Annotated in this window: 10 protein-coding genes; all 10 read left to right on the top strand. The window is 61.8% G+C overall.

Translation table 11 applies throughout. The features are described from left to right. Window positions 1-138 precede the first annotated feature (138 nt). Entirely contained in the window at window positions 139-1083 is a 945-nt protein-coding gene (locus FWD29_00970) for a ribose-phosphate diphosphokinase (GenBank protein ID MCL2802518.1), read from the top strand. A gap of 158 nt (window positions 1084-1241) precedes the next feature. Next, window positions 1242-1805 (top strand): alkyl hydroperoxide reductase subunit C, encoded by a 564-nt coding sequence (gene ahpC, locus FWD29_00965; protein MCL2802517.1) that lies wholly within the window; start codon window positions 1242-1244, stop codon window positions 1803-1805. A 250-nt stretch (window positions 1806-2055) separates the two neighbouring features. Continuing rightward, window positions 2056-2679 carry a 50S ribosomal protein L25/general stress protein Ctc gene (locus FWD29_00960; GenBank protein ID MCL2802516.1) on the top strand — a complete coding sequence of 208 codons (624 nt, stop codon included), beginning with the start codon at window positions 2056-2058 and terminating at the stop codon, window positions 2677-2679. Window positions 2680-2695: 16 nt separating this feature from the next. After that, window positions 2696-3292 (top strand): aminoacyl-tRNA hydrolase, encoded by a 597-nt coding sequence (pth, locus tag FWD29_00955; GenBank protein ID MCL2802515.1) that lies wholly within the window; start codon window positions 2696-2698, stop codon window positions 3290-3292. Further along, window positions 3289-7026 (top strand): transcription-repair coupling factor, encoded by a 3738-nt coding sequence (gene mfd / locus FWD29_00950; GenBank protein ID MCL2802514.1) that lies wholly within the window; start codon window positions 3289-3291, stop codon window positions 7024-7026. Before pth ends, mfd begins: the two co-directional genes overlap by 4 nt. 75 nt (window positions 7027-7101) lie before the next feature. Next, entirely contained in the window at window positions 7102-7896 is a 795-nt protein-coding gene (locus FWD29_00945; GenBank protein ID MCL2802513.1) for a hypothetical protein, read from the top strand. Between the two features lie 44 nt (window positions 7897-7940). Next, window positions 7941-8564, top strand: coding sequence for a MazG family protein (locus FWD29_00940; protein ID MCL2802512.1), 624 nt, complete (start codon window positions 7941-7943; stop codon window positions 8562-8564). A gap of 5 nt (window positions 8565-8569) precedes the next feature. Next, window positions 8570-10117 (top strand): Re/Si-specific NAD(P)(+) transhydrogenase subunit alpha, encoded by a 1548-nt coding sequence (locus tag FWD29_00935; protein MCL2802511.1) that lies wholly within the window; start codon window positions 8570-8572, stop codon window positions 10115-10117. Between the two features lie 6 nt (window positions 10118-10123). After that, window positions 10124-11572, top strand: a complete 1449-nt coding sequence (locus FWD29_00930; protein MCL2802510.1) for an NAD(P)(+) transhydrogenase (Re/Si-specific) subunit beta — start codon at window positions 10124-10126, stop codon at window positions 11570-11572. Window positions 11573-12165: 593 nt separating this feature from the next. Then, window positions 12166-17169: Ig-like domain-containing protein (locus tag FWD29_00925; protein MCL2802509.1), on the top strand; the 5004-nt coding region annotated here is incomplete at its 3' end.

Genomic DNA, 17169 nt, shown 5'->3' with positions numbered 1-17169 from the left:
GTGCTTGTCAGCCGCACTCCCTCGGGGGCAGGGCTTCCCACTGGCAACGTCAACTCCATCTCCACACCCACCCGAACGCGCAACAGAGGGGACAGGGCCTTGGTCAGCGGGATCGTTAGCCACGACACAGAAAAGCGGATGGTACTGATCGCAGGCAGAGCCCACCCAGAGTTGGCCCAGGCGGTGGCTGACGAGCTGCACTGCGATCTGGTGCCAACTTCCGCCTATGACTTTGCCAACGGTGAGATTTACGTTCGCTTTGGCGAATCGGTTAGGGGCGCCAGCGCTTTTGTGCTTCAGTCGCATACCAGCCCAGTAAACCAATGGTTAATGGAACACCTGATCATGTGCGACGCGGCCAAGCGGGCCTCAGCCAAGTCGACCACAGTGGTGGCGCCGTTCTACGCCTACGCCCGTCAGGACAAGAAGCACCGTGGCCGCGAACCGATAAGCGCCAGGCTGATGGCGGATCTGTTCACAACCGCCGGGGCCGACCGTCTAATGGCGGTTGACCTGCACACCTCCCAGATCCAGGGTTTCTTCAACGGTCCGGTTGACCACTTGTGGGCTTTGCCGGTCTTGGCCAACTATGTGCGCACCCGGGTAGACCGCTCGAAGTTGACTATCGTCTCGCCCGATGCCGGACGGGTGCGTTTGTCAGATCACTGGTCGGATCGCTTGGGGGCGCCTCTAGCGATAATCCACAAACGCCGTGATCCAACGATGGCCAATCAGGTCAAAGTGCATGAGCTGGTCGGTGAGGTTGAAGGCCGGACCTGCGTCATAGTCGATGACATGATCGACACTGCCAGCACCATTGTTCAAGCTGCCCAGGCCCTAAAGGACAACGGCGCCGCCCAGGTCTTGGTCGCCTCGACCCATGCGGTCATGTCTGGGCCGGCCGTTGAACGGCTGCAAAAGTCGTGTATCAGCGAGGTTGTGGTGACCGACACGCTGCCACTGGATGAGGACCAGCGTTTTGAGAAGCTGACCGTATTGTCGATTGCGCCGCTAATCGCCCGGGCTATCCGCGAGGTTTTCGACGACGGCTCGGTCACATCACTGTTTGACGGCAACGCCTAGTAGTCCTGTTCTTGGCCGTAGACTAGCCGCCAGGCGCCCAGGCCAGACCTCACCCGCCGTGGCGGAATGGGAGGACGGGAATTGGCAAAGGGCTCCGGTCCTTTATAGTTACCATAGCTACCCCCAGACAGGGTCTAACCAAAGGAGTTCAAGACAGCATGTCCCGTCTCAACACCCGCATCCCCGAGTTCGCCGCCACCTACTACCAGAACGGCGACTTCCACGATATGACCGACCAAACGCTGCTGGGTCACTGGTCCGTGGTCTTCTTCTATCCGGCCGATTTCACTTTCGTCTGCCCCACCGAACTAAGTGACTTGGCGGACCTGTATCCCCAGTTCCAAGAAGAGGGCGTGGAGGTCTACTCGGTTTCCACCGACACCCACTTCTCCCACCTGGCCTGGCACGAGAGCTCTGAGGCCGTGGGCAAGATCGCCTTCCCCATGGTGGGCGACCCGACTGGGCAAATCTGCCGCGGCTTTGAGGTCATGATCGAAGATGCCGGCTTAGCCGAGCGTGGCACCTTCTTAGTTGACCCCGAGGGTCAAATCAAGGCGATTGAGATCTCCGACGGCCCGGTTGGCCGCAACGCCGCAGATACGCTGCGCAAAGTCAAGGCCGCCAAATGGGTTGCGGCAAATCCGTCCGACGCCTGCCCAGCCAAATGGGCCTTTGGCGGCGAGGTGCTCAAGCCTGGTGCCGATCTAGTCGGCAAGATCTAGTCCAACTCCATCAAGCGGTAGCGGGCCAAATCCGGCCCAGGGTCGCTTTCGGCTGAGACTCGAGCCCGCGGAGGTGGAGTATGATGACCCGGTTGCCTAGGCGAGGGAGGCCCTTTGGGCCTCCGTGATCGACACGGCGCGCGCCAAGGGCCTTTGGCCCAGGCCAGCGGCCGGCGCGCATCTTGGCCCGGGCTGATGAACTAGTTGAAGACAAGCCCGGCAAACCGGGCCACAAGTTTGGAGGAGTCCGGTGGTAGAAACCCAACTCGTAGCTGAGGCGCGGACCGAATTTGGCAAGGGTGCGGCCCGCCGCACCCGCCGGGCCGGGCTGGTGCCGGCTGTAATGCATTCACGTGGCGAGATGCCGATTCACGTATCGCTACCTGGCCATGGCACCTATTTGGCTTTGCGCCAGGCCAACGCCGTGCTGGAGATCGAGCTGGACGGCAAAAAGAGCCTGACCATTGCCCGCGAAATCCAGCGCCACCCGGTGACTGACGTGCTTGAGCATGTCGACCTGCAGGTGGTCAGGCGGGGCGAGAAGATCGAGGCCGATGTGCCCATGCGGATCGAAGGCGAGCCAGTGGCCGGCATTGCCATTTTGGATATGCAGGAACTGCGGGTCAGGGCTGAGGCCCTGCAAGTGCCGGATCACATTGCAGTGTCGGTGGACGGCCTGACCGAAGGCGACGTCATTAGACTGGCTGACCTGGTCTTGCCGGCCAACGTCGAGGCTCTGGCCGAGCCGGAAGCCGTCATTGTGACTGTGACCGTGCCACGAGTGATCGAAGAAGAACTGCCCACCGAGGTCGAGGAAGAAGACGAAGAGCTGGCCGAGGCCGAGGGCGAAGAAGCACCAGCCGAGGAAGAATAACCAAAGCGATAAGTCGATGTGGCTGATTGCAGGTCTGGGCAACCCTGGGGCCAAATACGCCGCCACCCGGCACAACCTGGGCTACCTGGTAGCTGATGAGCTGGCCGCCAGGACCGGGGTTGGGTTTGCCAGCCGGGCGAACGGGCGGGCCTTGGCGGCGGCCGTGCGCATTGGCCTGGGGCCTGGCGGCGTGCCTGGCCCCAGGGCGGTGTTGGCCAAACCGCTCAGCTACATGAACCTTTCCGGTGGCCCTGTCAGCCAGTTGGTCGCCTACTTTGGTATTGACCCCGAACACGTCATTGTGGTTCATGACGACCTTGACCTGCCGGCCTTCGAACTCAAGCTCAAACGCGGCGGCGGCGAGGGCGGCCACAACGGCCTGAAGGACATTTCCAAGGCCTTGGGTACCAAGGACTACATCAGGGTCAGGGCCGGTATTGGCCGGCCCCCGGGCCAGGTGGCGGCGGCGGACTATGTGCTTGGCCCCTTCCCTCAGGCCCAGAACCCGGACGTGGCGGATTTGGTCGAGCGGGCGGCCAACGCGGTCGAAATGATTGTTCTGAAGGGCCTGGACAGTGCCCAACTGAAGTTCCATTCGAAAGACCAAACATGAGCCTGGCCAATCTGAGCCAGATCCTGCGCCAGGAGTCAGGCTTTGGCCGGGTTGTCGAGCGGGCGGTGGCACGCCTATCGGCAACCGAGCCGGGCCAAAGCGACAGCCCGGCCCAGGCAGATCAAGACAAGACCGACCGCACGGCCAAAACAGGTTCGAGCCAGACCGACCGCCTGGCCATTTCGGCCGTGGCCGGCATCTGGCCGGCCCTGCTGGCCGCCATGGTCCAAGCCCCAAACAAGGCCGGCGGGCCACCGGTAGTGGCGGTGACGGGTTCAACCACCGCAGCGGAGGAACTAGCCAAAGCCGCCGCCGCCTTCATTCCGGCGGACACTATCGCCGTCTTGCCGGCACCGGAAACACTGCCCCACGAACGGCTGTCGCCCAGGCCGGACACTTTGGCCAGGCGAATGGCCGTCTTCCGCCGCCTGGCCCACCCAGACAAATCCGGCCCTCACGGGCCCATCAGCCTGCTATGCACGCCAATCCGCTCAATCCTCCAACCTGTCATCAGCCAGCTTGGCGAGGTGCCGGTGGTCAGACTGCAGACCGGCCAGCAGGCTCAACTAGGACAGATCGCAGACCAGCTGGGCCGCGCCGCCTACAACCGGGTCGACATGGTCACCAGACGCGGCGAGTACGCCGTGCGGGGCGGCATCTTGGATGTCTTTGCCCCCAACGAAGACCACCCCATCCGGATTGACTTCTGGGGTGATGAAGTCGAGTCGATCCGGTTTTTCGCCGTGGCCAGCCAACGTTCCAGTGACCCAGCACCAGATGGACTCTGGGCGCCGGCCTGCCGCGAATTGCTGCTGACCAGTGACGTCAGGCAGCGAGCCAAAGACCTGGCTAGCCAACTGCCCGGTCTAGAAGATATGGCCACCCGGATCAGCCAGGGTTTGGCGGTCGAGGGCATGGAGGCACTGACCCCGCTGCTAGTGGAGCAAATGGTGCCGGTGGTGGACCAGCTGCCGCCCGGCGCGCTGCTGGTCTTGGTTGAACCTGAGCGTCTGCGCCGCAGAGCCGAGGACCTAGCAGCCACCGACGCCGAGTTTCTGGCCGCGGCCTGGGAAGCGGCCGCCCTAGGAGGGTCAAGGCCCTCCGCCGGGTCGCACGCGGTAGACGCGGGCCAGCTAGGGGCGGACCGGCCAGCATCAACCGGCACCTTCTGGGACATGGACCAGTTGCAGGCCCACGCCACCGCCGCTGGCCACAGTTGGTGGACGCTGGGTAGCTTTGGCCTGCCCACCCAGGGTGAGGTTGTAGGCGAAGACGGGGACACGGCATCGGCCCGGATGCCCGATGCCGCCGCTCAAGTCGAGTTCGTAGAGGTGGCAGCCGGGGTTGCGCCTGGTTTTCAAGAACGCCTAGGCCAGGCCATCGACCAGCTGAAACAGTGGGTCCACCAGGGCTGGCGGGTGGTCTTGACAACCGAAGGCCACGGACCGGCTAAACGACTAGTCGAGCGCCTTAGTGGCGAAGACGTACCGGCCAGGTTGGTTGAGGCCATCGGACCAAAGGTCGAGCCTGGGCTGGTCCACGTCACCACTGCCGCCGGGGCTGGCTACGTCATTGACAGTCTCAAACTGGCCGTCATTTGCGAACGCGACCTGGCTGGCCGGGCCGGGCCCACCACCCGTTACATGCGCAAGCTGCCGGCCAGGCGGCGGGCGGGTGTCGATCCGCTCCAGCTCAGGGCCGGTGACCTGGTGGTACACGAGCGTCACGGTGTGGGCCGGTTTGTCGAGCTGATTAGCCGGACGGTTGGCAGCGGCGCGACCAAGGCGACCCGCGAATACCTGGTTATGGAATATGCCGCCTCGCGTCGCGGCCAGGGCCCAGACCGGCTTTATGTGCCAACCGATTCGCTGGACCAAGTGACCAAGTACATGGGCGGGGAGAACCCGGCGCTGTCGAAACTGGGCGGTGCGGATTGGTCCGCCACCAAGGCTAGAGCCCGCCGAGCCGTCCAAGACATGGCTGGCGAGCTCATCAGGCTCTACGCCAAACGCATGGCCACCAAGGGTTTCGCCTTTTCGCCTGACACACCCTGGCAACGTGAGCTTGAAGACGCCTTCGCTTACGTTGAGACGCCAGATCAACTGGGCAGCATTGACGAGGTCAAAGGCGATATGGAGCGCCTGGCGCCAATGGACCGCCTGATCTGCGGTGATGTTGGCTACGGCAAAACCGAAATCGCGGTTAGGGCGGCTTTCAAGGCGGTCCAAGACTCCAAACAGGTGGCCGTGCTGGCGCCCACCACGTTGCTGGTGCGCCAGCACCTCGAGACCTTTGCTGACCGCTTGGCTCCGTTCCCGGTGACGGTCAAACCGCTGTCTCGTTTCCAATCCGAGCGCGAAGCTGAACAGACCAAGACCGAGCTGGCTCAGGGTCAGGTCGATGTGGTCATCGGCACACATGCGCTGCTGACTGGCACTGTCCGCTTCAAAGACTTGGGTCTGGTCATAGTCGATGAGGAACAGCGATTCGGGGTTGAGCACAAGGAGACACTGAAGGCCCAGTGGCCCACGGTCGACGTGCTGTCAATGAGCGCCACACCGATCCCGCGGACCTTGGAAATGGCGGTTTCCGGCATCCGAGAAATGTCGACCCTGGCCACACCGCCGGAAGAGCGCCAGCCGGTTTTGACTTTTGTGGGGCCGGCCACGCCTGGGCAAACGGCCGCCGCCATCCGGCGCGAATTACTGCGCGACGGCCAGGTCTTCTATGTCCACAACCGAGTCCGTTCTATTAACAAGGTGGCCGCCCAGGTCAGCCAGCTGGTGCCGGAAGCCCGTGTGGCGGTGGCCCACGGCCAGATGAGCGAAAACCAGTTGGAGCAGGTCATTATCGATTTTTGGGACAAGAAGATTGACTTGTTGGTCTGCACCACCATCATTGAAACTGGACTCGATATTGCTAATGCCAACACTTTGATCGTTGACGGGGCTTCGAAGTTTGGCCTGCCGCAGCTGCACCAATTGCGCGGCCGGGTGGGCCGGGGCAGGGAGCGGGCTTACGCCTATTTCCTTTACCCGGCCGGCGAGACCCTGACCGAAACAGCCCATGACCGGTTGACCACTATTGCCACCCAGTCTGAGCTGGGCGCCGGTATGCAGGTGGCGATGAAAGACCTGGAGATCAGGGGCGCCGGCAACTTACTGGGCGGCGAACAATCCGGCCATATTGCCGGGGTTGGTTTTGATCTGTACCTCAGGATGATTTCTGAGGCCGTGGCGGCCTCCAAAGGTGAGGCCCAGCCGGCAGCGGAGGTCACTGTTGAACTACCTGTCGACGCCCACATCCCGCAGGACTACATTGACCACGACCGGTTGCGCCTGGAGGCTTACACCAAGATCGCGGCGGCCTCGAACCAGAGAGATTTGGATGAGGTCCAAAGCGAATTGGCGGACCGCTACGGCACACCGCCCGCCCCAACTGAGGCTCTATTCGATGTCACCCGGCTGCGTTGGGCGGCCCGGGCGGCTGGAATTAGCGAGATTTCGGCTCAGGGCCGCTATATCCGTTTACACCCGCTTGAGCTTCCCGAATCGAAACAGCTCCGGCTCTCGCGGATCTGCAAAGGTACGGTCATCAAACCGGCCCTTCGCACCGTCCTGGTGGCCTTGCCCAGGCCGGCCCAACTGGGCCAGGCTGCGGCGGTCGGCCCCGACTTGGTACGCTGGCTGACCGACCTGGTCCAGGACCTGGTCACAGAAACCGAGCCGAATTGAATCATAGGATGTATTGCGGTGATGCGCCGGCCAGGCCGGATGCGCCGCCGGTGCCATGAAGAAGGGAAGCCCCCCGTGAGCTCTGCAAGACGACTGCGCGCAATTGTTGGTTTGGTTGCGGCCGCGCTGGTGATGACTGGCGTGGGCGGCTGCGCCCAAGGTGGAGGCAAAAACGCGGCCGATGACGAAACCGTCGCCTTGGCTTTTGGCGACCGGCAGTTCACCGTGGCTGAGGTTAAGCAAGCCACTGACCAGATCAACGCCTTCACCCGCGCCGTGGCCAGGCAGTATGGCGAACCGGTGGTCAAGGACCAAATCCACGTCGCCACCAAGAGCCGCAACGAGGCGTTGGCCGGGTCGAGCTGGGGTGAGGTCGACCAGCAAAACAAGGTCTTGGATGAAAATATGGACCTGCTCAGGGCCATGAGAACCGGCACCGGCAATCCGGCGCAGGTGATGACGCCACTGACGGCCAGGGGCGCCGTTCACATGCTGGGCTGGTTCTGTTATCTACAGGTGATCCTGCCCATGGCGGGCACCCCCATGCCGGTCTTTGATATGCCCCAACTAGTCCTGTACTTGACCGGGCTGCCGGAAGAGTCGGTTGACATGGACGCCTTGCCAAAGCTTGACGACACCGCCTTGTACATCATGACTGGCCGGATGTTTGTCTGGGCCTATGCCACCGGACAGACCCAGTCGCCGGCTGGTCTTTTTGGCCCAGAGGTCGACGACGAGATCATCGCCGAGGTCAAGCTGGCCCCGGAATACGGCACCTTTGGCTTGGATCCCGGCGCGTCGCTGGATCCCACCGGTGAATTCCCTTGGCTGGTGCCTTTCGCCGAACAGGTCGCTGAGCCGGCTCCATGAGCGCAGCAGGGTCCGGGTCTGGAGTACCGGGTGGATGTCAGGGGGTGGCTTATCTGGTCCAGACCATGGACCGGTTGCGTGCCCCTGGCGGTTGCCCTTGGGATGCTGCCCAGGACCATTTGTCGCTAGTGCGCCACTTGCTCGAAGAGGCCTATGAGGCGGCTGACGCGATCGAATCTGGCGACCGGCAAGAACTGCGTGAGGAACTGGGCGATGTACTGCTGCAGGTCGTCTTTCACGCCGCCATTGCTGCCAGCGAGCCGGATCCGTTCAACCTAGATGACATTGCCAACGAAGTGGCGGATAAGCTGGTGCGTCGCCACCCTCAGGTCTTTGGCCCAGCTGAAGATTCAAGTGCGGCCCTGACTCCCGACCAGGCCCACGCCCGCTGGGACCAGATCAAGGCCCAAGAAAAGGCCCGGACCTCGGTTTTGGACGGCATCCCACTGGCCCAATCGGCTCTGGCCAGGGCCCAGAAGGTGGTGGCCCGGGCCAAGCGGGCCGGTCTTGAGGTCAAGACAAATCAAAACGACGGTTTGGGCGAACGGCTAATTGGCACGGTGCGACTGGCGGAAAGCCAGGGCCTCGATGCCGAAACGGAACTACGTCAGGCCACGCGCAGCCTCGAAAAGCAAATCATGCAATTGGAAAACCAAGGAAAGGACTAGATGGAATGCGAATAGGTGTTCCCAAGGAGTCACTGACGGGCGAGACCAGGGTCGCGGCCAGCCCCAAGTCGGTGGCACAGCTGATCAAATTGGGCTACGAGGTGGTGATCGAGTCCGGCGCCGGCGCCCAGGCGGCCTTCCCGGATTCGCAATTTGCCAGTGCCGGCGCCCAGGTCGTGGCCAAGAACGAGGCTTGGGCGGCCCAAGTGGTGACCAAGATAAACCCGCCCACCGAGGCGGAGATCGGCCTGATGGCCGAGGGCGCCACACTGATCAGCCTGGTCGAGGCGCCTCGGTCGCCGGAACTGCTCAAGGCCCTGGCGGCGCGGAACCTAACCGTGTTGGCAATGGACTCGGTGCCGCGCATTTCGCGGGCCCAGGCGCTCGACGTGATCTCCTCGATGGCCAATATTGCCGGCTATAGGGCCGTGATTGAGGCGGCTGAGCAATTCGGTTCTTTCTTCACCGGCCAAATCACGGCCGCCGGCAAGGTGCCGCCGGCCAAGGTTTTCGTTTCCGGTGCCGGTGTGGCCGGCCTGGCCGCGATTGGCACGGCCGGGGCCCTTGGGGCCATTGTCAAAGCCACCGATATTCGCGCCGACGTGGCCGAGCAAGTCATCTCGATGGGTGCGGAGTTTGTCGAGGTCGAGGCCGAGGCTCAGGAGTCGACCGACGGTTACGCCAAGGAGGCCAGCGCGGATTATGCCGCTGCGGCCGGGCGGATGTACGCCGAACAGGTCAAGGACTGCGACATTGTCATCACCACCGCCCTGATCCCGGGCAAGCCGGCGCCGCGGTTGCTGACTGAAGAAATGGTTGCTTCAATGAAACCCGGTTCGGTGATTGTTGACATGGCCGCCGGGGCCGGTGGCAATGTCGCCGGGTCAGTGGCTGACCAAGTCGTCACCACAGCCAATGGTGTCAAGATCATTGGCTACACCGACCTAGCTGGGCGCCTACCTACCCAAGCCTCGCAGCTGTACTCCCAAAACATTGTCAACCTGATGAAGCTACTGACCCCTGGCAAAGACGGCGAGCTGGTGTTGGACCTAGAAGATGTGGTCCAACGCGGCACCTTGGTGGCACATGAAGGCGCGGTTACTTGGCCGCCACCGGAGGTGGCCGTTTCGGCCGCGCCGGCTGCCTCCAGCGCCCCGGTCACTCAGGCCGCCGAGATCAAAATTGTGCATGGTCAAAAGCGTGACCCCAAGGTCCAATTCACCGCCATGGGCATTTGCCTGGCAGCTGTGCTGGCCCTGTTCTGGGTGTCACCGACCGGTCTGCTTGGCCACTTCATGGTCTTTATGTTGGCGGTGGTGATTGGCTATTACGTCATTGGTAACGTTCACCATTCGCTGCACACCCCGCTGATGAGCGTGACCAACGCCATTAGCGGCATCATCATTGTCGGCTCGCTGTTGGGGTTGAAATCGGCTGACCATTCGGTGGCCATCGCCGTACTGGCCATTGGCGGCCTGCTATTGGCCTCAATCAATGTGTTCGGTGGGTTCTTGGTGACCCACCGCATGCTCAAGATGTTTACGAGGGGCTGATAGAAGATGTCATATTCACTTCTGACTGGCTCCTACATCATTGCCGGCCTACTGTTCATCCTGGCACTAGCCGGCTTGTCCAAACACGAGACCTCGAAGCAGGGCAACACCTTCGGCATCATCGGCATGTCGCTGGCCCTGATCATTACCATCCTGGCGACCGTTTTCAAGGTCAAGTCCAGCGAAGGCCTGACAGTCATGCCGGCCGCCCCCACCTGGGTGATTATCGCCATCGTCGGGGCCATGGGCCTGGGCGCGGCTTTTGGCGTCTTCAAGGCCCTGCGGGTCGAGATGACGGGTATGCCAGAACTAATCGCCCTACTGCACTCCTTTGTTGGCCTGGCCGCCGTGCTGGTGGGCTGGGTCTCCTATCTGGAGCCAGGTCACGCGGGGGATAAGGTCCACTACGCCGAGCTCTACATTGGCATTTTCATTGGCGCGGTCACCTTCACCGGCTCGATCATCGCCTACCTGAAACTAAGCGCCAAAATGCGCTCGGCGCCGTTGGCTCTGCCCAAACACAACATCATCAACCTTGGTGTGGTGGCCGTATTCATTGGCCTGACGGCCTGGTTTGTGGCCTTGCCCAATAACTCCCATGTCGGTGGTTCCAACCCGACACTTGGTCTGGTCTTGACCGCAGTGGTGACGCTACTGGCACTAGGGCTGGGTGTGCATATGGTCACGGCTATTGGCGGCGGAGACATGCCCGTGGTCGTCTCGATGCTGAACTCCTACTCCGGTTGGGCGGCTGCGGCGGCCGGCTTCACCCTGGGTAATGATCTGTTGATCATCACCGGCGCGCTGGTCGGCTCGTCTGGCGCCTACCTCAGCTACATCATGTCCAAGGGCATGAACCGGCGATTCTTGTCTGTCATTGCCGGAGGCTTCGGTTCAGATGGTCAAGTCGTGGGCGAGGCCAAGGAATACGGTCAGCACAGCGAGCTGGTCGCCACCGAGGTGGCTGAACTGCTCAAAGAGTCCAAATCGGTCATCATTGTGCCGGGTTATGGCATGGCCGTGGCCCAGGCCCAGGGCTCGGTCGCCAATCTGACGCAGAAGCTGCGTGATAGGGGCATTGAGACGCGTTTCGCCATCCACCCGGTGGCGGGCCGCCTGCCCGGCCACATGAACGTGCTGCTGGCCGAGGCCAAGGTGCCCTACGACATCGTCCTTGAAATGGATGAGATCAACGACGACTTCCCGGACACCGACGTTGTCTTGGTGATTGGCGCCAACGATGTGGTCAACCCCGAGGCGCTGACCGACCCGAATTCGCCCATCGCCGGCATGCCGGTGTGCCACGTTTGGGAGTCAGGTCAAGTCGTTATTTTCAAGCGGTCAATGGCCACCGGTTACGCCGGGGTGCAGAATCCGCTGTTCTTCCGGGACAACTCGGCCATGTGCTTCGGTGATGCCAAAGACCGGATGGAGGACATCATCCACGCGCTGTAACTACAGTCACTTTTTGGGCCGGTACCGGGCCGCTCGAGCTCGGTGCCGGCCCGTGTCTTTGCCTCCAGCCCACTGAACCGGCCAGGCAGGTGTCTTAGGTCAAAATGAGGGGTAATTACCTAGTGGCCCATTCCGGAAGCGGCAGCAAACAGCAGTTTCCCCATTTGCAGCTGCGTAGTAGCACCCACCTTACGGGGCCCAAGCAGACCTGGAGTGTAACTTGAATTCCGTCACCTATTACTGCCGATAGGGACCGAAAAAGGAGCACAAAATGCAAGAAGGTAGCCTCGCCTTCGAAGCCGGAGGGTCACCCCTTCGGAGCGACAGTGGCCGGCGTGCGCCACGCTGTTTGCCTAGGTGCAAACCGAAAGCACCCCACTTAGTTTGGGACCCCCTCAACCACTGGGCGCATAGGCCTGTCTGAGTCTCCTAGCGGCGCATACTTGCGCCGTCTAATGCCGCGCGCCGTTGTCGCGCCGCAGCTCTAGCCAACCTGGTGCCGCCTGCTGTAGTCCAGCTGCCAGTGCCCTTGGCTCCAAAGCTGACCCCCATCCGAATCCTGGCTAAAAGCCTCATTTGCTAAAGGATCACACGTGAATACCAGTTCGCCCAACACCCACCCCATCACCACCAGCGGTAGCAAACTCAGGAGCCTTGCCAAGGTGACCGCCTGGACAGTGGCCGCCACTTTGGCCATTGGAGGTCTAGCCCTGATCCAAAGCTGGGTGGAGCAGCCTCCCGAAGCCCAAGCGGGTGTGCCTGGGCAGCCGCGCATCCCCCAGGATCCCACGCCGGTGTTCTCAGAGACCTTTGGTGATGGCACCGTGGGCGGCCCGCTGTCCTTGAGGAACTATCCGCCAGGCGGGCCGGCCAGGTACACGGCAGATACCGCCTGGCTGCCGCCCCTTCCTGACGACGTTCTGCAGCAAGGCGCCTGCAATGGCTGGGTACTGAACAACGGCAACATGACCTCGCCAACTTCCTTGCAGGACCATGGCTGTGTCCGCAGCACCCAGTACATGTGGAACCAGCTTAGGGCGATGGCTCTGGCCATGGGTCAGGCTCAAGGGCAGGGTTCGGCGGCTAGCTCCAACAACGCGCTTTCCGCCGCCACCAACAAGACCAATGAGACGCAGGCGGCTGGCTACATGCTGCAAAGCGCAAACAATCTGGTCCCCGGTGTGCCAGGTGGCAAGTTCTATGGTGTCTCCGCCTGGTTTGCAGCAGTCAACTGTTACTACGAGGATCCGCCTCGCAACTACCAGGATCCGCAGCTCCGGTTTGAACTGGTGGTCAATGGGGCCGTCACCCAGCTGGCTTCAAACCTCAATCCCTGTGTCAATGGAACAAGAATTGGGAACGCCACAGTTAATCACCTGCAGGCCAAACCAGTTTTGCTGGGCACCGGCACTTTTGATCTTGGTTTCCGCCTTTACAACGCCCAGGCTTCCGGCACCGGCAACGACGCCGCCTTTGACCTGCCGGAAATCATTGACATGACGCCACAGCTAGATTCAGAGTTCAAGCCGCCAGCTATCCCTGTGGCTGGTGACAGTGTCTTGACCTTTACCATCACCAACACCACTGACCTACAAACCAAAGAAGGTTGGTCCTTCTCAGCCCCGCTACCGGCCGGTGTCACCACCAACGGTGCGACCACAACCACATGTACTGGTGGCTCGGCCACAACCGCGGGCGGCGTCGTTACCGCCAGCGGCAACCTGTCCGCCGGTCAAAGCTATTGTGAAGTCTTGGTACCGGTTACCGCCCTGAGCAATGGGACCTATGTGCTGCCCGGGACGACTGTGACCATGAATGGTCTCAATCCTCCAGCCGACGCCACCTTGCGGACCTCTCAGTTGGAGCTGGCCGTCTCGGCCAGCCCAACCCTGGTGACGGCCGCTGGCAACACAATCACCTACACCTTTGACGTCACCAACACCGGGGCTGCTGCGGTCAACGACCTGCAAGTCGCCAGGACAGCGTTCTCAGGGACAGGCTCAATTGGCGCCATCACCTGTGCCGCCACCACATTGGCTTCGGGTGCCTCAACCACCTGCCAGGTCACTTACACCGTCACTCAGGCAGATCTTGATGCCGGCCAAGTCCAGTTGACCGCCCGGGCCTCGGCTCTAGCCCAAGACGCTGAGGTTCGCACCCTCTCCGATCCAGATTCGGTCACGGTCCAGGCCACCGGCAACCGCAGCCTGACTGTGGCGGCCAGCGATCCAGGCACCATGAAGATGCCAGGGGACTCGATCACTTTCACCTTCACGGTCCGCAACACTGGCGCCACAACCCTGCAAAACCCGGTGATTGAGTCGCAGTCGTTCACCGGTTCTGGCGGCGCTCCCACGGTGACTTGTGTCGCCACCAGCCTGGCACCTAGCGCCACTACCACCTGCAGCGGGACCTACACCGTCACGGCCACCGATATTGCCGCCGGTTCGATTGTCTTCACCGTGGTGGCGGCGGGCACCGATGGCGGTGGTCGAGTCGAATCAACTCCAGCCACCGCCACCGTGCCCTACGAGGTTGGGCTGCCAGATCCAGCCAAATCCACTCTTGAGCTGGATAGGTCCAGCCAGGCTGTGCGCGGCCCGGTGGTGGCCACCGTGACGCTGCGTGACGCCAACGGCTACCTGGTGCCCAATGCCAGGGCCGACTTAAGCGTTAATGGCAGCGCTACTTTCGGTTTGGCCGATTCGCCCCGGGAGGCTTCGACCTACTGCCTCACTTCCGACGTACCGGCCACGCTGGGCACCTGCCAGGTGACCCTAACTGACAAAGTGGCTGAGACCGTCAGCGTCGCCGCCACCGTGACTGGCACGGCCCTGGGCGGCAATGGCGACCCGGCCAAGGCCAGCCCCCAATCGGTGGTGTTTACGGCTGGGCCCGGTGACCCGGATGAGTCGTTGCTGACCGTCACTCCGCCCGGTCCGCTGACAGTTAGCACCGGCGCGGCCAACACCTACACGGCCACTGCCACGATCAATGACAGCGACGGCAACCCGGTGTCAAGCCAGACTGTCAGCTTCACCGTCACCCGGGCCGATGGCTCGGCTGTTGACACGGCCAAGACTGTGCTTTCAGCGGCTTCATGCGACACACTGGCCGCGGGTAGCTGCTCTGTCACGCTGACATCAACCGAGGCGGGTTCGTTCAGGATTCGCGCCACCATTGCGCATCCGGTGACGAGTGTGCAAACCGACGTGACCAATTCTCCGGCCACCGTTGTTTACGAACCGAGCGGACTGTGTTTGCCGCCGCCGGCCACGGCTTTCGAACTAGATAACACTGGTGACAGGTTTGCTGACGGCACCGACTATCGCAACGCGACGGTGCGGTTGCGGGACTGCAACGACAACCCCTTGACTGGGAAAGTCTCCGACTTGTCGGTTTCGGTGACCCTGGGAGGTAGCACGCTGACCCAAGGCACCGATTACTGGATCGACAACCTGGCTGAGACCGCTCCTGGTAGCGGCGACTACACCTTCCGTATCAGGACTATCAGGGCCGGCACTCTGCAAGTCACCGTCACCTACAGCGAGGCCGGCACGCCACAATCATTAGGCACCCGGCCAGCCACCTTCAAACCTGAAACCAAGATCTGTGTCGAGGGCGACCCTGATCCGGCTTGTACGTCTTATTCCAGTTTCGTGATCACACCTAAGTCGCCCATGCCTTACGCGGATTGGCAGTTCGCTTCCAAACTGCCGAGCACGTGGGGTTTCTATGAGGGTGTTATCACCCTAGTAGGCCGTAACGACAACCCGGTGACCGACGGGGTAGGCCGGATCACCATGTCCGATGTCACCGCCGCGCCACTCAGGCTTAACGGTGCCCGTTTCTGGTCGACCCAGTCTGACCCGCCGTTGACCGGGGCCGACAACGCCCTGGCTGTCACCTGTTCCGTGCCGCTAGTGGCCGGGGAATGCGAGACCGGGGTTTACACGATCCGAATCTATTCGATCTACGCTGATGTGCGTCAAATCAAAGCTGCCGGCACCCAAACCGGCGGCGGGTCAGTCGATATTGGCACCAAACCAGCCGAATTCGACGTCTGGTCTGACCCGGATCATAACCAAACCAGGATGCTAGTCAGCCCTGCGGCGTCTTCCGGCTTGACCCCGGACGGGACCGCGGCTTACACGGTGACCGCCGAGGTAATGGACGAGAACGGTCACAACGCCATCGAGGACGAGCCGGTCACCTTTAGTGTGACCACCTCGCCCAGCACACCGACGGCGGGTGGCGCGACCATGACCCCAGGGGCCGCGGCTCAACCGATCTTGACGTCACCTTTGGGTTTGGCTGTGGTGACGGTGACTGCGGTGGCACCGGAGGGCGACTATGTTGTTTCGGCCAAATACAACGGGGCCGATGTCGGCCATCCGGTGAGCCTGCCCGCTAACCAGAAGTCCCCCCAAACGTTGACTTTCCGGGAAGGCGATGACCCGGACTTGACTAAGACCACGAAACGAGTCTCACCCGATCCGATTGTGGCTGACGGCAATGACACGGGAACTATCACCGTGATGATGATCAGTACAACCGGTGTGCCTATGACTGGACGGGAAGCACAACTATCTGCTACCGGACCGGCTGGTGTGGCCCTAACGTTCTCGGCGTTCAGTCCAACATCGACACTGGGTGAGTACACGGCCACGGTTAGTGGCACCGATAGTGGCGATCATTTGATCCGCGTGTTCTATCAGGGCACCACCGAGATCACCACGTTGGCGACACCGAACCCGAACACGATCGCTCATTTCATTCCTGGTCCACCCGACCCGGGTAAATCGTCTCTGACAATCGCACCGTGTGTGGCGATTACGCCGGCCCATCCGGGTGTGTTCGCTGACGGTAATGATTGTTACGAAGTCACCGCCGTACTGGTTGATGCGAACGATAACCCGGTGACCGACTGGTATGACGCCACACCAGCGCTAAACCGCTACTCAGTGGCCGTGACGCCAAACGGTGCGGTCCTAACGGATCCGGTGCAGGGCCCTAATGGCACGTACAAGATCCAGGTCACCTCGACCACACCGACCACCTATAGTCTCGACTTCTCGTACACCTGGCCGGGTCAAGCCCCGATCGCTTTGACCCCAACCCTCTCAGCGGCGTTTATCGCCCAGTATTGGGATGTCACCCACTCCTACTTCACGGCTACGCCTATCCCACCGGCTGAAACCGAAGTGGGCACGGCCGGTGCGGTTATCACCTTGTATGCCTTCAACGTGGCTGACCAGCCAGTCGACCTAACCAGTAGTGAACTAGCCGCCCTGGCAGCCAAAGCCGAGTTGCCGGCTGGTACGGCCGCGACTATCGGCGCGTGGACCCGCCAGGCCTTGGGTGTCTATACGGCTACTGTCTCGGCAACGGTGGCCGGGGATTACACCGTCTCGGTGTGGACAACCCAGAGTGGCTCAGCTGTGGACGTGCCGTATCAGACCAACCGGCTGCTGAGGTTCAAACCTGGTCCGGTTGATTGGCAGAAGACGTTGAATTCGTTGGACACTGATCCGAGCGCGAATATGGCTGACGGGCGGAAACTGGGTTGGGCTCGTATCTGGGTGCAAGACCAATAC

Source organism: Micrococcales bacterium (genome assembly GCA_009784895.1).
Taxonomy (GTDB): domain Bacteria; phylum Actinomycetota; class Actinomycetes; order Actinomycetales; family WQXJ01; genus WQXJ01.
This window is presented reverse-complemented; position numbering and strand designations above follow the sequence as displayed.

Excerpts from the sequence above, each read along its gene's own strand:
- ahpC (MCL2802517.1), top strand. The coding sequence starts at position 1,242 with ATGTCCCGTCTCAACACCCGCATCCCCGAGTTCGCCGCCACCTACTAC.
- FWD29_00930 (MCL2802510.1), top strand. The coding sequence starts at position 10,124 with ATGTCATATTCACTTCTGACTGGCTCCTACATCATTGCCGGCCTACTG.
- mfd (MCL2802514.1), top strand. The coding sequence starts at position 3,289 with ATGAGCCTGGCCAATCTGAGCCAGATCCTGCGCCAGGAGTCAGGCTTT.
- pth (MCL2802515.1), top strand. The coding sequence starts at position 2,696 with ATGTGGCTGATTGCAGGTCTGGGCAACCCTGGGGCCAAATACGCCGCC.
- FWD29_00935 (MCL2802511.1), top strand. The coding sequence starts at position 8,570 with ATGCGAATAGGTGTTCCCAAGGAGTCACTGACGGGCGAGACCAGGGTC.
- FWD29_00970 (MCL2802518.1), top strand. The coding sequence starts at position 139 with ATGGTACTGATCGCAGGCAGAGCCCACCCAGAGTTGGCCCAGGCGGTG.